The sequence below is a fragment of the Caldimonas sp. genome, assembly GCF_046291045.1.
Lineage (GTDB): Bacteria > Pseudomonadota > Gammaproteobacteria > Burkholderiales > Burkholderiaceae_C > Caldimonas.
This window is the reverse complement of record NZ_JBKBSL010000019.1, coordinates 1-17,008: the sequence shown is the minus strand read 5'-3', so window position 1 is coordinate 17,008 and position 17,008 is coordinate 1. Positions and strand designations below refer to the sequence as shown.

Sequence of the window (17,008 nt, the reverse complement as noted above, 5' to 3'; positions counted from 1 at the left end):
ATGGCCCTGACCAAACACCCCCGCACGCTGCTGGTGATCATCGCCGAGGCGGCGCTGGAAAAGCAGCTGGTGGCCGACGTCAAGCGTCTGGGCGCGCATGGCTATACGGTCTACGACGTGCGCGGCGAAGGCAGCATGGGCGTGCGCGAAGGCGCCTGGGAGGCCGACCGCACGATCGAGATGAAGGTGATCTGCGAAGCCGCCGTGGCCGACCAGATCGCCGAGCATGTGCTGGCGCAGTACGCGCCGCACTTTGGGGTGACGATGTTCTTTGCCGACGTGCAGGTGCTGCGCCCGCACAAGTTCTGACCGCCCCGGCGCTCCCAAGCAAAACGGCGAAGCCAAGGCTTCGCCGTTGTTAGGAGGATGCAGGGGCGAGGCGATCAGTAGCCGCCGCGGCCGCCGCCGTAGTTGCCGCCGCCGCCAAACCCGCCGCGACCACCTCCGCCGCCGCCATAGCCGCCGCGGCCGCCGCCACCACCGCCTCCACCGAAACCACCCCGGCCACCGCCGAAGCCGCCCGGACGCGGTTCACGGGGACGGGCTTCGTTGACGACGATCGCACGGCCCGACAGGGCTTGGCCGTTCATGCCGTTGATGGCCGACTGCGCCTCGGCGTCCGAGCCCATCTCCACGAAGCCAAAGCCCTTGGAGCGGCCGGTGTCGCGATCCATCATGACCTTGGCCGAGGTGACCGCGCCGAATTGGCTGAATGCCTGGTTCAGGTCTTCGTCGCGGATGGAGTAGGCGAGGTTGCCCACGTACAGCTTGTTGCCCATCGAGAGAGCTCCTTTCTATCGCTCATCGTTCAGTTGGAGCTTCTACCCGTCGAGAACCACTCACGCCTAGGCGCCGCATCCACACAGAGACCCTTTCATTATGGGCGAGCGGCCTGCAAATGGGAGACCCAGGTGTGAAAAAGTGTTGTTTTCCCGGGGCGGGTTTGCCCGGGGGAGTGCGGGCGCTCCCTGCTTTGGTGCATCACGGGCGGGGCCGGGCGCCCGCCCCAAGGGGCGTGACATCGGGCAAGATCGGCGCATGCACGCCCGTCCTGCCGACCCGCCTCGCATTGCCAGCCTGGTGCCTTCGGTCACCGAGCTGTTGTTCGACCTGGGACTGGGGCCCTGGATCGTGGCGCGTACCGGCTTTTGCATCCACCCGCGTCCGGCCGTGGCGGCCGTGCCCAAGGTGGGCGGCACCAAGGACGTGAAGCTCGACGCCCTGCGGGCCCTGGCGCCCACGCACGTGATCGTCAACGTCGATGAGAACGAGTGGCCCACGGTGCAGGCCCTGCGCAGCTTCGTGCCCGAGGTGATCGTCACACACCCTTGCGCCCCGGAGGACAACCTCGCGCTGTATGAGCAGATGGTCCAGGCCTTCGGCCACTTGCCGGGGGTGCGGGCGCGGGCCGGCACTTTGTCCATGCGGCTTCGCGACGCGCTGGTGGCCGTGGACCGCGCCGGCCCTTGGGCCGAGCGCCGTGTGCTCTACGTGATCTGGCGCGAGCCCTGGATGACCGTGGCGCGAGACACCTACATCTCGCGGCTGCTCGCCATGGTGAACTGGCAGACCTGGCCGGCGGTGACGGGTGGGCCGCAGGGGGCGGCCCGCTACCCCGTGTTCGACTGGGACGAGGCCCGGGGGGCCGGGGTGGACACGGTGCTGCTGTCCAGCGAACCCTACCGCTTCGGCGGCGGCCACCGTGATGAAGTGGCGCAGCGCCTGCCCGGCGCGCGGGTTCTCCTCGTCGACGGCGAGATGCTGAGCTGGTACGGAAGCCGTGCGGTCGCGGGCCTGGCCTACCTGAAGGCGCTGGCGCAGACCGGCGAGCCGGGGTCCAACAATGCCGTAAGCCCTCGTGGCCCCTGGGGCGCGGGGCCCTGCCTACAATGAGCCCATGATCTCGCGCGAACCCACCCTCGAACGCCTGGCGATTGCCCGCTCGCTGCTGCTGGAGCCCTTCGGCCTGGACGAGAGCGCCCTGGCCCGGGCGCTGCGCACCATCGGCGAGCACCGCATCGACGACGCCGACCTCTACTTCCAATACACCCGCAGCGAGGGCTGGAGCCTGGAAGAGGGCATCGTGAAGTCGGGCAGCTTCAGCATCGACCAGGGCGTGGGCGTGCGGGCGGTGTCGGGCGAAAAGACCGCCTTTGCCTATTCCGACGACATCTCCGAGGCGGCCTTGCTCGATGCGGCGCGCACCGTGCGCAGCATCGCTGCGGCCGGCCAGAGCCGCCGCGTGAAGGTCGATCGGCCCCAGGTGGCGGGCAGTCGCGCGCTGTACGCGCCGATGGACCCGATCGCCACGCTGGACAGCACGCGCAAAGTCGAGCTGCTGGAAAAGGTGGAGCGCTTGGCGCGCGCGCGCGATCCGCGCATCGTGCAGGTGATGGCGGGCCTGGCGGGTGAATACGACGTGGTGCTGGTGGCGCGGGCCGACGGCACGATCGCCGCTGACGTGCGCCCGCTGGTGCGCCTGAGCGTGACCGTGATCGCCGAACAGAACGGCCGTCGCGAGATGGGCACGGGCGGCGGCGGCGGCCGCTTCGGGCTGGGCTATTTCCACGACGGGGTGATCGAGGGTTATGTGGACGACGCGGTGAAGGCCGCGTTGACCAACCTCGAATCGCGTCCGGCCCCGGCCGGCGAGATGACCGTGGTGCTCGGCCCGGGCTGGCCCGGCGTGCTGCTGCACGAGGCCATCGGCCATGGCCTGGAAGGCGACTTCAACCGCAAGGGCTCGAGTGCCTTTTCGGGGCGCATCGGCGAACGGGTGGCCGCCAAGGGCGTGACGGTGCTCGACGACGGCACGCTGCCCGACCGGCGCGGCTCGCTCAACATCGACGACGAAGGCCACGTCACGCAGCGCAACGTGCTGATCGAGGACGGCATCTTGCGTGGCTACATCCAGGACAGCCTGAACGCGCGCCTGATGAAGGTGAGGCCCACCGGCAACGGCCGGCGCGAAAGCTACGCGCACGTGCCGATGCCGCGCATGACCAACACCTACATGCTCGGCGGCGACAAGTCGCCCGAGGAGATCGTCGCTTCGATCAAGAAGGGCCTGTATGCCGTGAACTTCGGCGGGGGCCAGGTGGACATCACCAGCGGCAAGTTCGTGTTCTCGGCCAGCGAGGCCTACTGGGTCGAGAACGGCCGCATCCAGTACCCGGTCAAGGGCGCCACGCTGATCGGCAATGGCCCCGATGCGCTCACGCGCGTGAGCCTGATCGGCAACGACATGCGCCTGGACACCGGCGTGGGCACCTGCGGCAAGGAAGGCCAGAGCGTGCCGGTGGGGGTGGGCCAGCCCACCTTGCGCATCGACGGACTCACCGTGGGTGGCACGGCCTGAGGTCGGCGAGCCGGCGGGCCGAGCGTGACGAGTTGCTGAGAGCTTTTGCACGGTGCGGCCCACCAGGCGCCCGGCAGGCTTGATCGGGAGCGGGGCAGGCCCTACGCTGGCGGATCCGGCATTCCTCTTGGCCGGGTTGCCATGTCCGACCCCGACCCTCTCACGCCCGAGCCGCCGCGTGCGCCGCCCGACCCCGATTTGATCGAGCGGGTGGAGCAGGTCAACACCGAGCTGATGAAGTTCGTGCGCCAGGTGCGCACGGCCAGCCCGCCGGTGCGCACGCGGCTGCAACTGGACATGCGCGAGCGCCTGGAGCGCCAGCGGCGCGACCTGCTGGGCCGTCACAGCGTGCTGCCCGAGGCGCTGCGCCATTACGCCGTGACCTTCACCGAGGTGCAGTGGATGCTCGACGTGTGGATCGACGCCTCGGCCCGGGAGGTGGACGAGCCCATGCTGCGCCGCGAGTTCCTGGACGTGGCCTCGCGCATGCTGGGCGAGCTCGAAGTGCTGCGCCCGCCCGACCCGGCCCCGGATCTGCCGGCACGCCGGCCGGGCTGGTGGTCGGCGCTCACGCGCGGACTGCGCGCCGGGGGCGACGAGGAGCCCCCACCGCGGCCCGGCGACCCCGACATCCTGCTTTGACGTGGCGCAGTCGCCACGCGCGGCCTTGACGCAGCGCCGCAAAGCCGTGCTACATTAGCCGCATGGCTCGCGCAAAGACCTTCTTTTTTGCCTACTTTTGGTTCTCGCACCGCACCGGCGGAGGAGAGGTCAGCGCGTCACTGTAGCCCGCAACCGAATCCCAGAAAACCGCCGGAAGCCCTCCGGCGGTTTTTTTTCGTCCCTGGGAGACGGCCGCGGCGGGCCCCGCCCCTCACCCCTGACGATCGAGCAAGGAGAACGCACCCCATGAACGCCAAGTCCGCCAGCGCCATCGAGGGTTGGTATGCGCCCGTCGACCGTACCTCCCAGACCGACGACGAAAGGATCAAGGACGTGACGCCGCTGCCGCCGCCGGAGCACCTGATCCGCTTCTTCCCCATTCGCGGCACGGCCATCGAGACCCTGGTGTCCGAGACCCGGCACCGCATCCGCCGCATCATGCAGGGCAAGGATGACCGGCTGCTGCTCGTGATCGGCCCGTGCTCGATCCACGACCCGGCCGCCGCCGTCGACTACGCCCGCCGCCTGCTGGCGCAGCGCGAGAAGTACGCCGACACGCTGGAGATCGTGATGCGCGTGTACTTCGAAAAGCCCCGCACCACGGTGGGCTGGAAGGGCCTGATCAACGACCCCTACCTCGACGAGAGCTTCCGTATCGACGAGGGCCTGCGCATCGCGCGCCAGTTGCTGGTGGAGATCAACCGTCTGGGCATGCCCGCCGGCAGCGAGTTCCTCGACGTGATCTCGCCGCAGTACATCGGTGATCTGATCAGCTGGGGTGCCATCGGCGCGCGCACCACCGAAAGCCAGGTGCACCGTGAACTGGCCTCGGGCCTGTCGGCCCCCATCGGCTTCAAGAACGGCACCGACGGCAACATCCGCATCGCCACCGACGCCATCCAGGCGGCCAGCCGGGCGCATCATTTCCTGTCGGTGCACAAGAACGGGCAGGTGGCCATTGTCGAGACCAAAGGCAACAAGGACTGCCATGTCATCCTGCGCGGCGGCAAGACCCCCAACTACGACGCCGCCCACGTGGAGGCCGCCTGCAAGGAACTGGAGGCCGCCAAGCTGCACCCCTCGCTGATGGTGGACTGCTCGCATGCCAACTCCAGCAAGCAGCACGAGCGCCAACTCGACGTGGCGCGCGACATCGCAGCCCAAGTGGGCGCGGGGTCGCGGCGGATCTTTGGCGTGATGGTGGAAAGCCACTTGAACGCGGGCAGTCAGAAGTTCAATCCGGGCAAGGACGATCCGTCCAAGCTCGAATACGGCAAGAGCATCACCGACGCCTGCCTGGGCTGGGACGATTCGCTGCAGGTGCTGCAAGTGCTGTCGGATGCCGTGAAAGCCCGCAGGGGTTGAGCCCGGCGTACCCGCGCCGGATCCGCCGAAGTTGCGTCCAGGTGTAAGCGAGGTAAGAGCTGGAAAGAGCGCTGGCGCCCTGCGTCGCTTGCAGGTGAAATGCCACCGTGCTGCGACATGCAGCGAGGTTTTCCCTCAGCAGACCACCTTCGTGGTGGATCCGCCCGCCACATCCCCTGGGGTGTTGGCGGGCTTCTTTTTTATGATCGGGGCTTGGCTGACCAGGAGACCGCGATGCGCAGTGAGGTGGTGGTGAAGTTCGGGTCCGGCGAAGAAGCCCGCGTGGTGCCGGAGGCGGGCGCGATGAGCCATGACGAGGCCCGCCAGTGGCTCGACGCCGAGTTCGTGGCGCATGAGTGCGAGCCCCTGCGCGCCAGCGGCAAGGTGCTGATCGTCGACAAGCTGTTGTCCATCGCCCAGGCGGTGGGGCCGGCGCAGTTTCAGCAGGCCGGCTGGGCTCAGGCCTATGCCCGCGCGGCGTTGGGCGCCACCGGCCGCGAGCGCGTCACGGTGGACGTGGCGGCGTTGCAGGTGAGCTAGCTGCCCGCTTCGTCGCGCTTCAGGCGCTCGCTGCGCCAGTAAACGTCGTCGCCGCCCAAGCCGTCGAGTCGGGCGCGGTTGAGCACGCGGGCCAGCACGAACATCAGGTCGGACAAGCGGTTGAGGTATTGCCGCGGTGCTGCGTTCACCGGCTCGTGAGCGGCCAGCGCCACCACGGCGCGTTCGGCGCGGCGCGCCACCGTGCGGCACACATGGGCCAGGCTGGCCGCGCGGGTGCCGGCGGGCAGGATGAACTCCTTGAGCCGGGGCAGGGCGGCGTTGTGCTCGGCCAGCGCCTCGTCCAGCGCCAGCACGGCGGCGTCCTTCAGCAGGGCGTGGCCGGGCATCGACAGCTCGCCGCCGAGGTTGAACAGCTCGTGCTGGATGCCCACCAGCAGCTCGCGCACGGGCGGCGGTAGCGGCTCGGCCAGCAGCACGCCGAGGTGCGAATTGAGTTCGTCCACGTCGCCCATGGCCTGCACGCGCAGGTGGTCCTTGGCCACGCGGCTGCCGTCGCCCAGCCCGGTGGTGCCATCGTCGCCGGTGCGCGTGGCGATCTGTGTGAGTCGGTTGCCCATGGGGGCATCGTACTGCAGAGCGCCCACTCAGGGCAGGCGTTGGCCGGCGAGGCGGCATTCCGGGCAGTACATGTGGATTTCCTGGCCGTCGTCCATTAGCAGCCAGCCTTTTCGGCTGAGGTTGACGGACCAGCGGCCTGTTCGCCCATCGACAAAGCCGACACGACCGGAGGCAAGGCAGGGTGTCCAGTTCAGCATGTGCATCGCATCCTGGGCTGAAACTCCCTGGGCGCGGCGCACAAAGGTGGCGATTTCGCGCTGCGTTACCGCAAATCGGTCGCAGCGCAGGTCCGTATCGACATCGGGCGCGGTGCGTTGCGCGTTTTCCGTGATGACTACCCAGCGCACATCCGGCAGGTTCAACGGAAACACAGTAGGCTCGATGCCCTCATCGGCCGGAGCCTTCTGAGAATTGGAGGCCATTGCACCTGCTGCGACGAGACACGCAGCGGCAATGAGGATCTTGCCAGTCGCGATCACTCCCATACGGCGGTCTCCGCTTCCGTCGGGTTCTTTCTGGACACCACAGGGTGGCGGAACACCTCGGCCATGGCCACTCCGAGTGAGAGCGAGAGCCCGGAGACGAGCCATTTCAAGGAGGCGTTCTGAGCGGCCGTGACGGATTCATAGACGCGCTCTTCCTGCGGGACGTCCTTGGGCAGAGCCTGACCGACGATTTCGATCCCGATGGCATCCTGATTGGAGGGGTAGCGGTCCGGGTGGGCCTTCGCTCGCTCGCGCTGATGTTCCCCCTTGGGGTCAAAACGGCGCAGAGCGCGAAGCTCCGTGGGGGCGCAGCGATGTTCGGCCAGGCAACGGGCTCGCAGGGGGCCGACGTGCCACGTGACCTTCAGGATGGAAGCCGTCTGATAGATCGTCCCGTCGCGGTCGATCAGGAAGTGCGCTCCATTGGCGCCGGGCGAGCGATAGCTGTTGAGGGTGGAGGTGGCGGTGGGGCTGTCGGTCTGGTGGACCACGATGCCACGCACTTGCGTCATCGGGCCGCGTTCGATGTTCGGGCTGAGAGCCAGGCGCACGCGCGGATCCTGGACCAGACCTTGGCTGTCGATGTTCATGTCTTCTCCCTGTGACGCTTCAAGAAGCCAACGAACAGTGTGCCATGTGGACGACCCGGATGCGCCCCGGATTCAGGCGGCTTAAAGTAAATGCTTGTAATGTGTGCTTCCCCGGTTCCGACGCCGGAGAGGAGACAAACCATGAACGCCCCCCTGCCCGGACACGTGCTGCCCACCTACGAGCCCCGGCCGGTGCCGGCGGCGATGATCGAGGCGCTGAAGGCGCGGTTTGGCGACCGGTGCTCGACGGCCCTGGCGGTGCGTGAGCAGCACGGCCGTGACGAGTCGCCCTTCGACGTGCCGCCGCCCGATGTGGTGGTGTTTGCCCAGAGCACCGAGGAGGTGGCCGAGGTGGTGAAGCTGGCCGACGCGCACGCGGTGCCGGTGATTCCCTACGGCGTGGGTTCGTCGCTGGAAGGGCACTTGCTGGCCGTGCAGGGCGGGGTGAGCCTCGACCTGTCGCGCATGAACCGCGTGCTGGCGGTGAATGCCGAGGATCTGACCGTGACAGTGCAGGCGGGTGTGACGCGCACCCAGCTCAACAACGAGATCCGCCACACGGGGCTGTTCTTTCCCATCGACCCGGGCGCCGACGCCTCGATCGGCGGCATGAGCGCGACGCGCGCCTCGGGCACCAATGCCGTGCGCTACGGGACGATGCGCGAGAACGTGCTGGGCCTGACCGTGGTGACGGCCTCGGGCGAGGTGGTGCACACCGGCACCCGCGCGCGCAAGTCGAGCGCGGGCTACGACCTCACGCGCCTGTTCGTGGGCAGCGAGGGCACGCTGGGCGTGATGACCGAGATCACGCTGCGCCTGTACCCGCAGCCCGAGGCGGTGTCGGCGGCGGTGTGCTCCTTCCCCACGCTGGAAGCGGCGGTGAACACGACCATCCAGATCATCCAGGTGGGCGTGCCGATCGCGCGCTGCGAGCTGCTGGACACCAACGCCGTGCGGGCAGTGAACCGCCACGACAAGCTCACGCTGCGCGAGGGCCCGATGCTGCTGATGGAGTTTCACGGCAGCCCGGCAGGCGTGCAGGAGCAGGCCCAGGTGGTGCAGGAGATCGCCAGCGACCACGGCGGCGAGGACTTCCAGTGGGCCACCACGCCCGAGGACCGCACGAAGCTGTGGACGGCGCGCCACCATGCTTATTTCGCGGCGCTGCAGACGAAGCCGGGTTGCCGGGCAGTGACCACCGATGCCTGTGTGCCGATCTCGCGCCTGGCCGAGTGCCTGCTGGACACCGTGGCCGAGGCCGACGAGGCTGGCTTGCCCTATTTCATCGTGGGCCATGTGGGCGACGGCAACTTCCACGTGGGCTACCTGATCGACCCCCAAAAGCCCGAGGAGCGTGAGCTCGCCGAGCGGCTGAACCACCAGCTCGTGGCCCGCGCGCTGCGCCTGGAGGGCACCTGCACCGGCGAGCATGGCATCGGCTTGCACAAGATGGGCTTCCTGCGTGAGGAGGCCGGCGATGGCGCCGTGGCGCTGATGCGTTCGCTCAAGCGGGCGCTGGACCCGAAGAACATCATGAATCCGGGCAAGATCTTCCGTTGGTAAGGCTTGGTTTCGGCCCCTTGCGGCGCGGGCATGCAAGCCCTACATTGGCTGGGTCGCAACGCCGAGGGTCGGGCCCATACCATGCGATCAGCCACCGCCTTCATGATGCTGGCCTTTGCGCGGCCGACCATGGTCGGCGCCATCTGGCCCTCGTCGCGCCACCTGGCGCACGCGATGGCCCGGGGTGCGGAGGGCGCCCGGCGTATCGTCGAGCTCGGTGCCGGCACCGGGGCGATCACAGAGGCCCTGTGCGAGCGTCATCCCGAGGTGCCCACCACGGTGGTGGAACTGCAGCCCGAGCTGGCCGAACGGCTGCGGGAACGCTTTCCCGGCATGACGGTGCTGCAGGCCCCGGCCCATGAGGTGCTCGAGGTCTGGCCCGAGGGTGACGAGCCTGTCGCGCTGGTGTCCTCGCTGCCGTTTCGCTCGCTGCCGCCGCGCTGGCGTGACGGCACCAGCCGCGCGATCGAGCGCTTCCTGCGGGCGCAGCCGGACCGGCGCCTGATCCAGTACACCTACCAGCCTCGCGCGCCCTTCGACCTGCAACTGGGCGACGGCCTGGTGTGGCGCAAGCGCACCGTGGTGTGGCGCAACGCGCCGCCGGCCTGGGTGTGGGAGCTCGGCGCGCCCTGAGCCGTCAGTGCTTGGGCGCCACTGCCGTCCATTGCTTGGTCACGCGGCCCTGGTCGTCCACGCTGTCCAGGTGCACGTCAAAGCCCCACAGGCGGGCGACGTGCTTGAGCACTTCCTGGGCGCTGTCGTGCAGCGGGCGGTTGTGGTGCTGGGTATGGCGCAGGGTGAGCGAGCGGTCGCCGCGCAGGTTGACGCTCCAGACCTGGATGTTGGGCTCGCGGTGGTTCAGGTCGTACTGGCGTGAGAGCGATTCGCGCAGGGCCCGGTAGCCGCTGTCGTCGTGGATGGCCGAGACCTCCAGTTCGGGTTCGTCCTCGTCGTCGCGGATCGCGAACAGGCGGAAGTCGCGCATCACCTTGGGGCTGAGGAACTGGCCAATGAAGCTCTCGTCCTTGAAGTTGCGCATCGCGTAGTCGAGCGTGGGCAGCCAGGGGCTGCCGGCGATGTCGGGGAACCAGCGGCGATCCTCCTCGGTCGGCTGCTCGCAGATGCGCTTGAGGTCGCTGAACATCGCAAAACCCAGGGCGTAGGGGTTGATGCCGCTGTAGGCACGGTGCCCCACCGGCGGCTGGAAGATCACGTTGGTGTGGGACTGCAGCCACTCCATCATGAAGCCGTCGGCCAGCAGGCCTTCGTCGTACAGGGTGTTGAGCAAGGTGTAGTGCCAGAACGTGGCCCAGCCCTCGTTCATCACCTGGGTCTGGCGCTGCGGGTAGAAGTACTGCGCGATCTTGCGCACGATGCGCACCACCTCGCGCTGCCAGGGCTCGAGCAGCGGGGCGTTCTTTTCGATGAAATAAAGGATGTTCTCCTGGGGCTCGCTCGGGAAGCGGCGCGAGGCGGCCTCGTCGTCGCCGCCACGGTCGCTGCGCCGGGGCAGGGTGCGCCACAGGTCGTTGACCTGCTGCTGCAGGTAAGCCTCGCGCTCCTCGCGGCGGGCCTGTTCCTGCGACAGCGAGAGTTTTTGCGGCCTGCGGTAGCGGTCTACGCCGTAGTTCATCAGCGCATGGCAAGAGTCGAGCACGTCTTCGACGGCGTCCAGGCCGTGGCGCTCCTCGCATTCAGCGATGTAGTTCTTGGCGTAGACGAGGTAGTCGATGATGGACGAGGCGTCCGTCCACATGCGAAAGAGGTAGTTGCCCTTGAAGAAGCTGTTGTGCCCGTAGGCGGCATGGGCGATCACCAGGGCCTGCATGGCCATGGTGTTCTCCTCCATCAGGTAGGCGATGCAGGGGTCGGAGTTGATGACGATCTCATAGGCCAGGCCCATGTGGCCACGACGGTAACTCTTCTCGGTGGCGATGAACTGCTTGCCGTAGGACCAGTGACGGTAGATCACGGGCATGCCCACCGAGGCGTAAGCATCCATCATCTGCTCGGCCGTGATGATCTCGAGCTGGTTGGGGTAGGTGTCGAGCTGGTAAGTCTGATGGGCCACACGCGCGATCTCGGCGTGGTATTGCTCGATCAGCTCGAAAGTCCAGTCCGGCGGGCTGGGCAGTCGCTCGCGGGGGCGGTCGGCGTTCATGCGGGGGCTCCTTCCTTGCGGAACAGCTCGCGGAACACCGGGTAGATGTCGGCGGCATCGGCCACCTTGCGCATCGCGAAGTGGGGGTGGATCTCGAGCAGCTGGGTGTACTCCTCCCAGAGGTTCTGCTCGGCCTCGGCCACCTGCACGTAGGCGTAGTAGCGCACCAGCGGCAGGATCTGCTCGTCGAGGATCTGGCGGCAGCGGCCGCTGTCATGGTGCCAGTTGTCGCCGTCGCTGGCCTGGGCGCCGTAGATGTTCCATTCGCTGCTGGGGTAGCGCGCGCGGATGATCTCGTGCATCAGGTGCAGCGCGCTGGACACCACGGTGCCGCCGGTCTCGGTGGCGTGGAAGAACTCGTCCTCGGTGACTTCGGCGGCCTGGGTGTGGTGGCGGATGAAGACCAGGTCGATCTTCTCGTAGTGCCGTGTCAGGAAGAGGTACAGCAGCATGAAGAAGCGCTTGGACATGTCCTTGCGCTGCTCGTCCATCGAGCCCGAGACGTCCATCAGGCAGAACATCACGGCCTTGGCGCTGGGGACGGGCACCCGGACCCGGTTGCGGTAGCGCAGGTCGATGGGGTCGAGGTAGGGCACGCGGCGGGCCTTGGCGCGCAGCTCCTCCAGCGCGGCCTCGGTGTCGCGGATCTCCTTGCGGATCAGGGCCTCGCCGGCATGCGGGTGCGACTTCAGATGCTCCAGCCGGGCCTCGAGTTGGCGGATCTCCCGGCGGGTGTCGCCGCTCAGGGCGATGCGCCGGGCCAGTGCCCCGCGCATCGAGCGCACGACGTGCAGGTTGGCCGGCGTGCCGTCGGTGGTGAAGCCGGCGCGGTGACTCTTCCACTCGGGCACCTCGGCGAGCTGGGTGCGGATGAGGTGGGGCAGGGCCAGGTCCTCGAAGAAGACCTGCATGAACTCCTCCTTGGTGAGGTGGAAGACGAAGTCGTCCTCGCCCTCGCCGGAGTCGCTGGCTTGAGAGCCGCCGCCGCTGCCGCCGCCGCCTTGCGGCCGCTCGATGCGGTCGCCCTTGACGTACTCACGGTTGCCGGGGTGCACGTATTCGCGCTCGCCGCCCGGGGCGTGGCCGAAGACCGGCTCGGAGACGTCGCGCCGCGGCAAGATGATGTCCTCGCCTTGTTCGAGGTTGCGAATGCCTCGGCCGGAGACGGCCTTGCGCACCGCCTCGCGGATCTGCTCGCGGTAGCGGCGCAGGAAACGCTCGCGGTTGCCGATGGACTTGTTCTTGCCCGACAGGCGTCGATCGATGATCTGCTGCAGGGTGGGCATGAAGCTGTCCTCGTGTCGTGATGGTGTTTGGACCGTTTTTCGGGCCGTCCGGTTCACGAACTCTTGCGCACCCGCAGGTACCACTCGCACAGCAGGCGCACCTGCTTGGGCGTGTAGCCCTTCTGGACCATGCGGTTGACGAAGTCCTCGTGCTTCTTCTGTTCGTCGGCGCTGGACTTGGCGTTGAAGCTGATGACCGGCAGCAGCTCCTCGGTGTTGGAGAACATCTTCTTCTCGATCACCGTGCGCAGCTTCTCGTAGCTGGTCCAGTTCGGGTTCTTGCCGGCGTTGCTGGCGCGGGCGCGCAGCACGAAGTTGACGATCTCGTTGCGGAAGTCCTTGGGGTTGCTGATGCCCGCGGGCTTCTCGATCTTCTCCAGCTCCGCATTGAGCGAGGCGCGGTCGAAGATCTCGCCGGTATCCGGGTCGCGGTACTCCTGGTCCTGGATCCAGTAGTCGGCGTAGGTGACGTAGCGGTCGAAGATGTTCTGGCCGTATTCGGAGTAGCTCTCCAGATAGGCCGTCTGGATCTCCTTGCCGATGAACTCGGCATAGCGCGGCGCCAGCAGCTCCTTGATGTAGGCGATGTACTTTTCCTCGACTTCCTTGGGGAACTGTTCGCGCTCGATCTGCTGCTCGAGCACGTACATCAGGTGCACCGGGTTGGCGGCCACCTCGGCGGGATCGAAGTTGAACACCTTGGACAGGATCTTGAAGGCAAAGCGGGTGGAGATGCCGCTCATGCCCTCATCGACGCCGGCGTAGTCGCGGTACTCCTGGATGGACTTGGCCTTGGGGTCGGTGTCCTTGAGGCTTTCGCCGTCATAGACCTGCATCTTGCTGAAGATGCTGGAGTTTTCCGGCTCCTTCAGGCGGGTGAGCACCGAGAACTGCGCCATCATCTTCAGCGTGCCGGGCGCGCAGGGCGCCTGAGCCAGCGAGGAGTTGCGGATCAGCTTCTCGTAGATCTTGATTTCCTCGCTCACGCGCAGGCAGTAGGGCACCTTGACGATGTAGATGCGGTCGAGGAAGGCCTCGTTGTTCTTGTTGTTGCGGAAGGCCTTCCACTCGCTCTCGTTGCTGTGCGCGAGGATGATGCCGTCGAAGGGGATGGCGCCGAAGCCTTCGGTGCCCTTGAAGTTGCCCTCCTGGGTGGCGGTGAGCAGCGGGTGCAGCACCTTGATGGGCGCCTTGAACATCTCGACGAACTCGAGCAGGCCCTGGTTGGCCAGGCACAGCCCGCCGGAGAAGGCGTAGGCGTCGGGGTCGTCTTGCGCGAAGGTCTCGAGCTTGCGGATGTCGACCTTGCCCACCAGCGAGGAGATGTCCTGGTTGTTCTCGTCGCCCGGTTCGGTCTTGGCGATGGCGATCTGCTTGAGCACGCTCGGATAGCGCTTGACCACCTTGAACTGACGGATGTCGCCGCCGAACTCCTCGAGCCGCTTGACGGCCCAGGGCGAGAGAATGCGCTGCAGGTAGCGGCGCGGGATGCCGTACTCCTTCTCGAGGATGGGGCCGTCCTCGTCCGGGTCGAACAGGCCCAGCGGGGATTCGTTCACCGGCGAACCCTTGATCGCGTAGAAGGGCACGTGCTCCATGAGCTGCTTGAGCCGCTCGGCGATGGAGCTCTTGCCGCCGCCCACGGGGCCGAGCAGGTAGAGGATCTGCTTCTTCTCCTCCAGGCCTTGCGCGGCATGACGGAAGTAGCTCACCACCTGCTCGATGGCGTCTTCCATGCCATAGAACTCCCGGAAGGCGGGGTACAGCTTGATGACCTTGTTCGCGAAGATGCGCGACAGGCGGGGGTCGTTGCGCGTGTCCACCATCTGCGGCTCGCCGATGGCCGCGAGCATGCGCTCGGCGGCGGTGGCGTAGGCCATGGGGTCACGCCGGCAGATCTCCAGGTACTCCTGGAGGGTGTATTCCTCTTCGCGGGTGCGCTCGTAGCGCGCGGCGAAGTTGCTGATGACGTCCATCGACACCTCCTTGGGTTCGGCGGGCAGCGCCTGTGGCGCTGCGGCGGGGCTTGCGTTTGGCGTCCGGGCTTCCAGCATGAAACCACAAGCGGCAAATGCAAGCCTCGAACAGGGGGACAAAGCCGGCGTTGTTCGAAGCGGACCTCTTGCAAAGAGTGTGCCCCCATTTCGCCACGCCCACCAGACGGCACGGCGATGTGGCCCCTGTTGTGTGGACAGGAGAGGACACTCGTGTGGAAAGTTCCTCGGGGTATGCGACGTCAACCCGAAAGGAAGGGGGCGGTGTGTCCGCTCTGTTGCCCTCGGGCGACCCGGTTCGCCCCCGTGCGCGCCGATGGGTCGGGGGCGGCGACCTCACACCGCTGGTGGGGCATCGCCGAGGCGTGCGCTGTGTCAGGGCAGGATGGCCCCTGCGATTCAGTGCTAGTTTGTTAGGAATCAACGGGTTTGATGCCTATCAACGTCTGTTGTAGGTTGGAGTCGGTCGAGGTTGCGGGGGCGTGGAGGGGAAGTACCATGCGCAAGGCCGAAGTGAACGGGGCGCGGAGCAACGCGGTGCGTGCGCTGGAGGGGCGCGTGCGCTCGGGGCCGCTGGCACCCGATGTCGGGGGGGCGGCTGCTGGCGCCGGGTGGGCCCGTTTCCAAGGAAAGGAAGCCGTGTGAACAGGACTGCCGTGCCGCCGGTGCTGGCGGCGACCGATTTTTCTCCGGCGGCGCAACAGGCCGTGCACCGTGCTGCGCGCATCGCCCGCGAACTCGGCGCCCCGCTCGTGCTGGTCCATGTGCATGAGCCGCCGGTGCTCGGGGAGGTGTGGCGCCAGTGGCAGGCTTGGGTGCCTGGCGTGTCGGAGGCCGACACGCGGACCCTGCAGCAGTCGGCGCTGACCCGGCTGCAGGCGATGGCCCAGGTCATGGGCGCACAGCTGGGCGCTCCCGTGGCGGTGCGGCTGCTGTCGGGCCGAGCGGCCAAGGCCGTGGCCGAGGAGGCGGCCGCCTGTGGGGCCCAGCTCGTCGTGATCGGCGCCCGGGGCGAACACGGCTTGGCCGATGCAGTGCTGGGCAGCACGGCCGAGCGGCTGCTGCACAGCGCGGCCTGCGATCTGCTGCTGGTGCGCGAGGACGGCGGGCGCGACTACCAACGCATGCTGCTGCCCACCGACCTGGGGCCGCAGTCCCGTGAAGCGCTGCGTCGCCTGCGGCGGCTGTTGCCGAAGGTGGACTCGGTGCTGCTGCACGTCTACGAATTGCCCTACGAGAGCAAGCTGGCCTATGCGGGGGTGGATGCTGCCCGGTTGGACGAGCTGCACCGTCGCGCACAGGCAGAGTTGGCGCTGGCGCTGCAGTCGCTGGCTCGCGAGGTGGGCCACAGCGACCTGCCCGTCGTGTGCAAGGTGGTGCATGGCTACCCGCCGGCAGTGATCGCCGCCCAGGCCAAAGCGCTGGGGGTCGACCTCATCGCCTTGTCGGCGGGCAACCGCTCTCCTGTGGAGCGTGTGGTGCTGGGCAGCGTGTGCCTGCACCTGGCGCTGGAGTCACCCTGCGACCTGTGGCTGGTGCGTGCGTCGGCGTGACAGCGTCGCGCCAGCCGGCCGCGGCACAATCGCGGCCGTGATTCGTCCTGGACTGACCCTAGGCTGAAGCCCTGAGACCTTGCCTTCCATGACCAATGCCGTGCTGGATCCTTGCCACTATGTGCGGGCGGTGACGGAGCTGGGCGAGAAGCGGCCGGTGCTGACCTCGCGTGCGATCTACAACGAGCGGGGCATGAAGTTGCTCGATGCGGGGGTGCGCGTGGACACCCGCATGTACGAGCGTCTGATCGAGCACCGTCTGGCCGTGCCGGTGGAGGACTGCCTGAGCAGCGAGCCTGCGGTGAATGGGCGGGTGCTGCAAGAAGCTGCTGAGGTTGTGCTGGCGCGCTGGCCGTTGTTGGCCGCGATGGGGGCCCAGCCCAAGACCCGCGAGGTGGTGCTGGCCGCGTTGAGCAGCCTGCCGCTGCCCGCGCCGATCGGCTTTTCACTCACGCTGGCGCGCGAGTCTTTTCCCGATCTCTTCGAGCATGCCGTGCTCACGGCACTGACGGCCGGCTACCTGGCCTGGTCGCCGGTGGCTCGGCGCCATGACGTGCTGCTGGCCTGCGCGGCCGGGCTGCTGCACGACCTGGGCATGCTCCACGTCGATCCGATCCTCATGGCGCCCGAGAAGCACCTGAGTGCCGAGCAGCGCCGCCAGCTCTATGTCCACCCGCTGGCCTCGGCCCTGATGGTGGAGCGCCATCACGAGTACCCGCGCGAGGTGGTGAGGGCCATCCTCGAGCATCACGAGGGAACCTCTGCACTACCCCGCCCACTCGTTCGTGGCGACGAGTTCAGGGTCAATATCGTTTCGTAGGATGGGATCGAAACAGATGCTGAACGGTTCTTGGGCTCCAGCAAGCCCCTT

General features: G+C 67.4%; 17 protein-coding genes. 10 read left to right on the top strand and 7 right to left on the bottom strand.

Annotated elements, in window-relative coordinates; translation table 11 throughout:
- On the top strand, positions 1 to 309 hold the full coding sequence (locus tag ACK4ZD_RS08710; RefSeq protein WP_409660577.1) for a P-II family nitrogen regulator: 309 nt from the start codon (positions 1 to 3) through the stop codon (positions 307 to 309).
- A 74-nt stretch (positions 310 to 383) separates the two neighbouring features.
- On the opposite strand, the gene ACK4ZD_RS08705 is transcribed toward ACK4ZD_RS08710, so the two are convergent.
- Positions 384 to 779 (bottom strand): RNA recognition motif domain-containing protein, encoded by a 396-nt coding sequence (locus ACK4ZD_RS08705; protein WP_409660575.1) that lies wholly within the window; start codon positions 777 to 779, stop codon positions 384 to 386.
- A gap of 259 nt (positions 780 to 1,038) precedes the next feature.
- On the opposite strand from ACK4ZD_RS08705, the gene ACK4ZD_RS08700 reads away from it, so the two are divergent.
- The 5 genes from ACK4ZD_RS08700 to ACK4ZD_RS08680 all read left to right on the top strand — a co-directional run bounded on the left by ACK4ZD_RS08700 (position 1,039) and on the right by ACK4ZD_RS08680 (position 5,926).
- The gene (locus ACK4ZD_RS08700; protein WP_409660573.1) at positions 1,039 to 1,893 is read left to right on the top strand and encodes a helical backbone metal receptor; all 855 of its coding nucleotides are present in this window, start codon (positions 1,039 to 1,041) and stop codon (positions 1,891 to 1,893) included.
- A 4-nt stretch (positions 1,894 to 1,897) separates the two neighbouring features.
- Positions 1,898 to 3,358, top strand: a complete 1,461-nt coding sequence (gene tldD / locus ACK4ZD_RS08695) for a metalloprotease TldD (protein WP_409660571.1) — start codon at positions 1,898 to 1,900, stop codon at positions 3,356 to 3,358.
- A 141-nt stretch (positions 3,359 to 3,499) separates the two neighbouring features.
- The gene (locus ACK4ZD_RS08690; RefSeq protein WP_409660569.1) at positions 3,500 to 4,000 is read left to right on the top strand and encodes a hypothetical protein; all 501 of its coding nucleotides are present in this window, start codon (positions 3,500 to 3,502) and stop codon (positions 3,998 to 4,000) included.
- A gap of 267 nt (positions 4,001 to 4,267) precedes the next feature.
- Positions 4,268 to 5,386 carry a 3-deoxy-7-phosphoheptulonate synthase gene (locus ACK4ZD_RS08685; RefSeq protein ID WP_409660567.1) on the top strand — a complete coding sequence of 373 codons (1,119 nt, stop codon included), beginning with the start codon at positions 4,268 to 4,270 and terminating at the stop codon, positions 5,384 to 5,386.
- A 234-nt stretch (positions 5,387 to 5,620) separates the two neighbouring features.
- On the top strand, positions 5,621 to 5,926 hold the full coding sequence (locus tag ACK4ZD_RS08680) for a hypothetical protein (protein WP_409660565.1): 306 nt from the start codon (positions 5,621 to 5,623) through the stop codon (positions 5,924 to 5,926).
- On the opposite strand, the gene ACK4ZD_RS08675 is transcribed toward ACK4ZD_RS08680, so the two are convergent.
- Genes ACK4ZD_RS08675 through ACK4ZD_RS08665 form a run of 3 tightly spaced genes read right to left on the bottom strand, consistent with a single transcriptional unit; the run spans position 5,923 to position 7,580 of the window.
- Complete coding sequence (locus tag ACK4ZD_RS08675) at positions 5,923 to 6,504, bottom strand: cob(I)yrinic acid a,c-diamide adenosyltransferase (RefSeq protein WP_409660563.1); 582 nt, start codon at positions 6,502 to 6,504, stop codon at positions 5,923 to 5,925. The genes ACK4ZD_RS08680 and ACK4ZD_RS08675 overlap by 4 nt on opposite strands.
- Positions 6,505 to 6,531: 27 nt before the next feature.
- Positions 6,532 to 6,990, bottom strand: coding sequence for a hypothetical protein (locus tag ACK4ZD_RS08670; RefSeq protein WP_409660561.1), 459 nt, complete (start codon positions 6,988 to 6,990; stop codon positions 6,532 to 6,534).
- Positions 6,981 to 7,580, bottom strand: a complete 600-nt coding sequence (locus ACK4ZD_RS08665; protein ID WP_409660559.1) for an N-acetylmuramoyl-L-alanine amidase — start codon at positions 7,578 to 7,580, stop codon at positions 6,981 to 6,983. Before ACK4ZD_RS08665 ends, ACK4ZD_RS08670 begins: the two co-directional genes overlap by 10 nt.
- Before the next feature lie 141 nt (positions 7,581 to 7,721).
- On the opposite strand from ACK4ZD_RS08665, the gene ACK4ZD_RS08660 reads away from it, so the two are divergent.
- Together ACK4ZD_RS08660 and ACK4ZD_RS08655 are read left to right on the top strand one after the other, a co-directional pair.
- On the top strand, positions 7,722 to 9,143 hold the full coding sequence (locus tag ACK4ZD_RS08660) for an FAD-binding oxidoreductase (protein WP_409660557.1): 1,422 nt from the start codon (positions 7,722 to 7,724) through the stop codon (positions 9,141 to 9,143).
- Positions 9,144 to 9,173: 30 nt separating this feature from the next.
- On the top strand, positions 9,174 to 9,776 hold the full coding sequence (locus ACK4ZD_RS08655) for a class I SAM-dependent methyltransferase (protein ID WP_409660555.1): 603 nt from the start codon (positions 9,174 to 9,176) through the stop codon (positions 9,774 to 9,776).
- Between the two features lie 4 nt (positions 9,777 to 9,780).
- On the opposite strand, the gene ACK4ZD_RS08650 is transcribed toward ACK4ZD_RS08655, so the two are convergent.
- Genes ACK4ZD_RS08650 through ACK4ZD_RS08640 form a run of 3 tightly spaced genes read right to left on the bottom strand, consistent with a single transcriptional unit; the run spans position 9,781 to position 14,566 of the window.
- Entirely contained in the window at positions 9,781 to 11,304 is a 1,524-nt protein-coding gene (locus ACK4ZD_RS08650) for a SpoVR family protein (RefSeq protein ID WP_409660553.1), read from the bottom strand.
- Positions 11,301 to 12,590, bottom strand: coding sequence for a YeaH/YhbH family protein (locus ACK4ZD_RS08645; RefSeq protein ID WP_409660551.1), 1,290 nt, complete (start codon positions 12,588 to 12,590; stop codon positions 11,301 to 11,303). The genes ACK4ZD_RS08650 and ACK4ZD_RS08645 overlap by 4 nt, the downstream gene beginning before the upstream one ends.
- A 53-nt stretch (positions 12,591 to 12,643) precedes the next feature.
- Complete coding sequence (locus ACK4ZD_RS08640) at positions 12,644 to 14,566, bottom strand: PrkA family serine protein kinase (RefSeq protein ID WP_409660549.1); 1,923 nt, start codon at positions 14,564 to 14,566, stop codon at positions 12,644 to 12,646.
- 659 nt (positions 14,567 to 15,225) lie between these two features.
- Here ACK4ZD_RS08640 and ACK4ZD_RS08635 point away from each other — a divergent pair.
- Entirely contained in the window at positions 15,226 to 16,137 is a 912-nt protein-coding gene (locus ACK4ZD_RS08635) for a universal stress protein (RefSeq protein ID WP_409660547.1), read from the top strand.
- A gap of 88 nt (positions 16,138 to 16,225) precedes the next feature.
- Positions 16,226 to 16,957: an HD domain-containing protein gene (locus ACK4ZD_RS08630; RefSeq protein WP_409660545.1), complete on the top strand. Its 732-nt coding sequence runs from the start codon at positions 16,226 to 16,228 to the stop codon at positions 16,955 to 16,957.
- Positions 16,958 to 17,008: the final 51 nt, after the last annotated feature.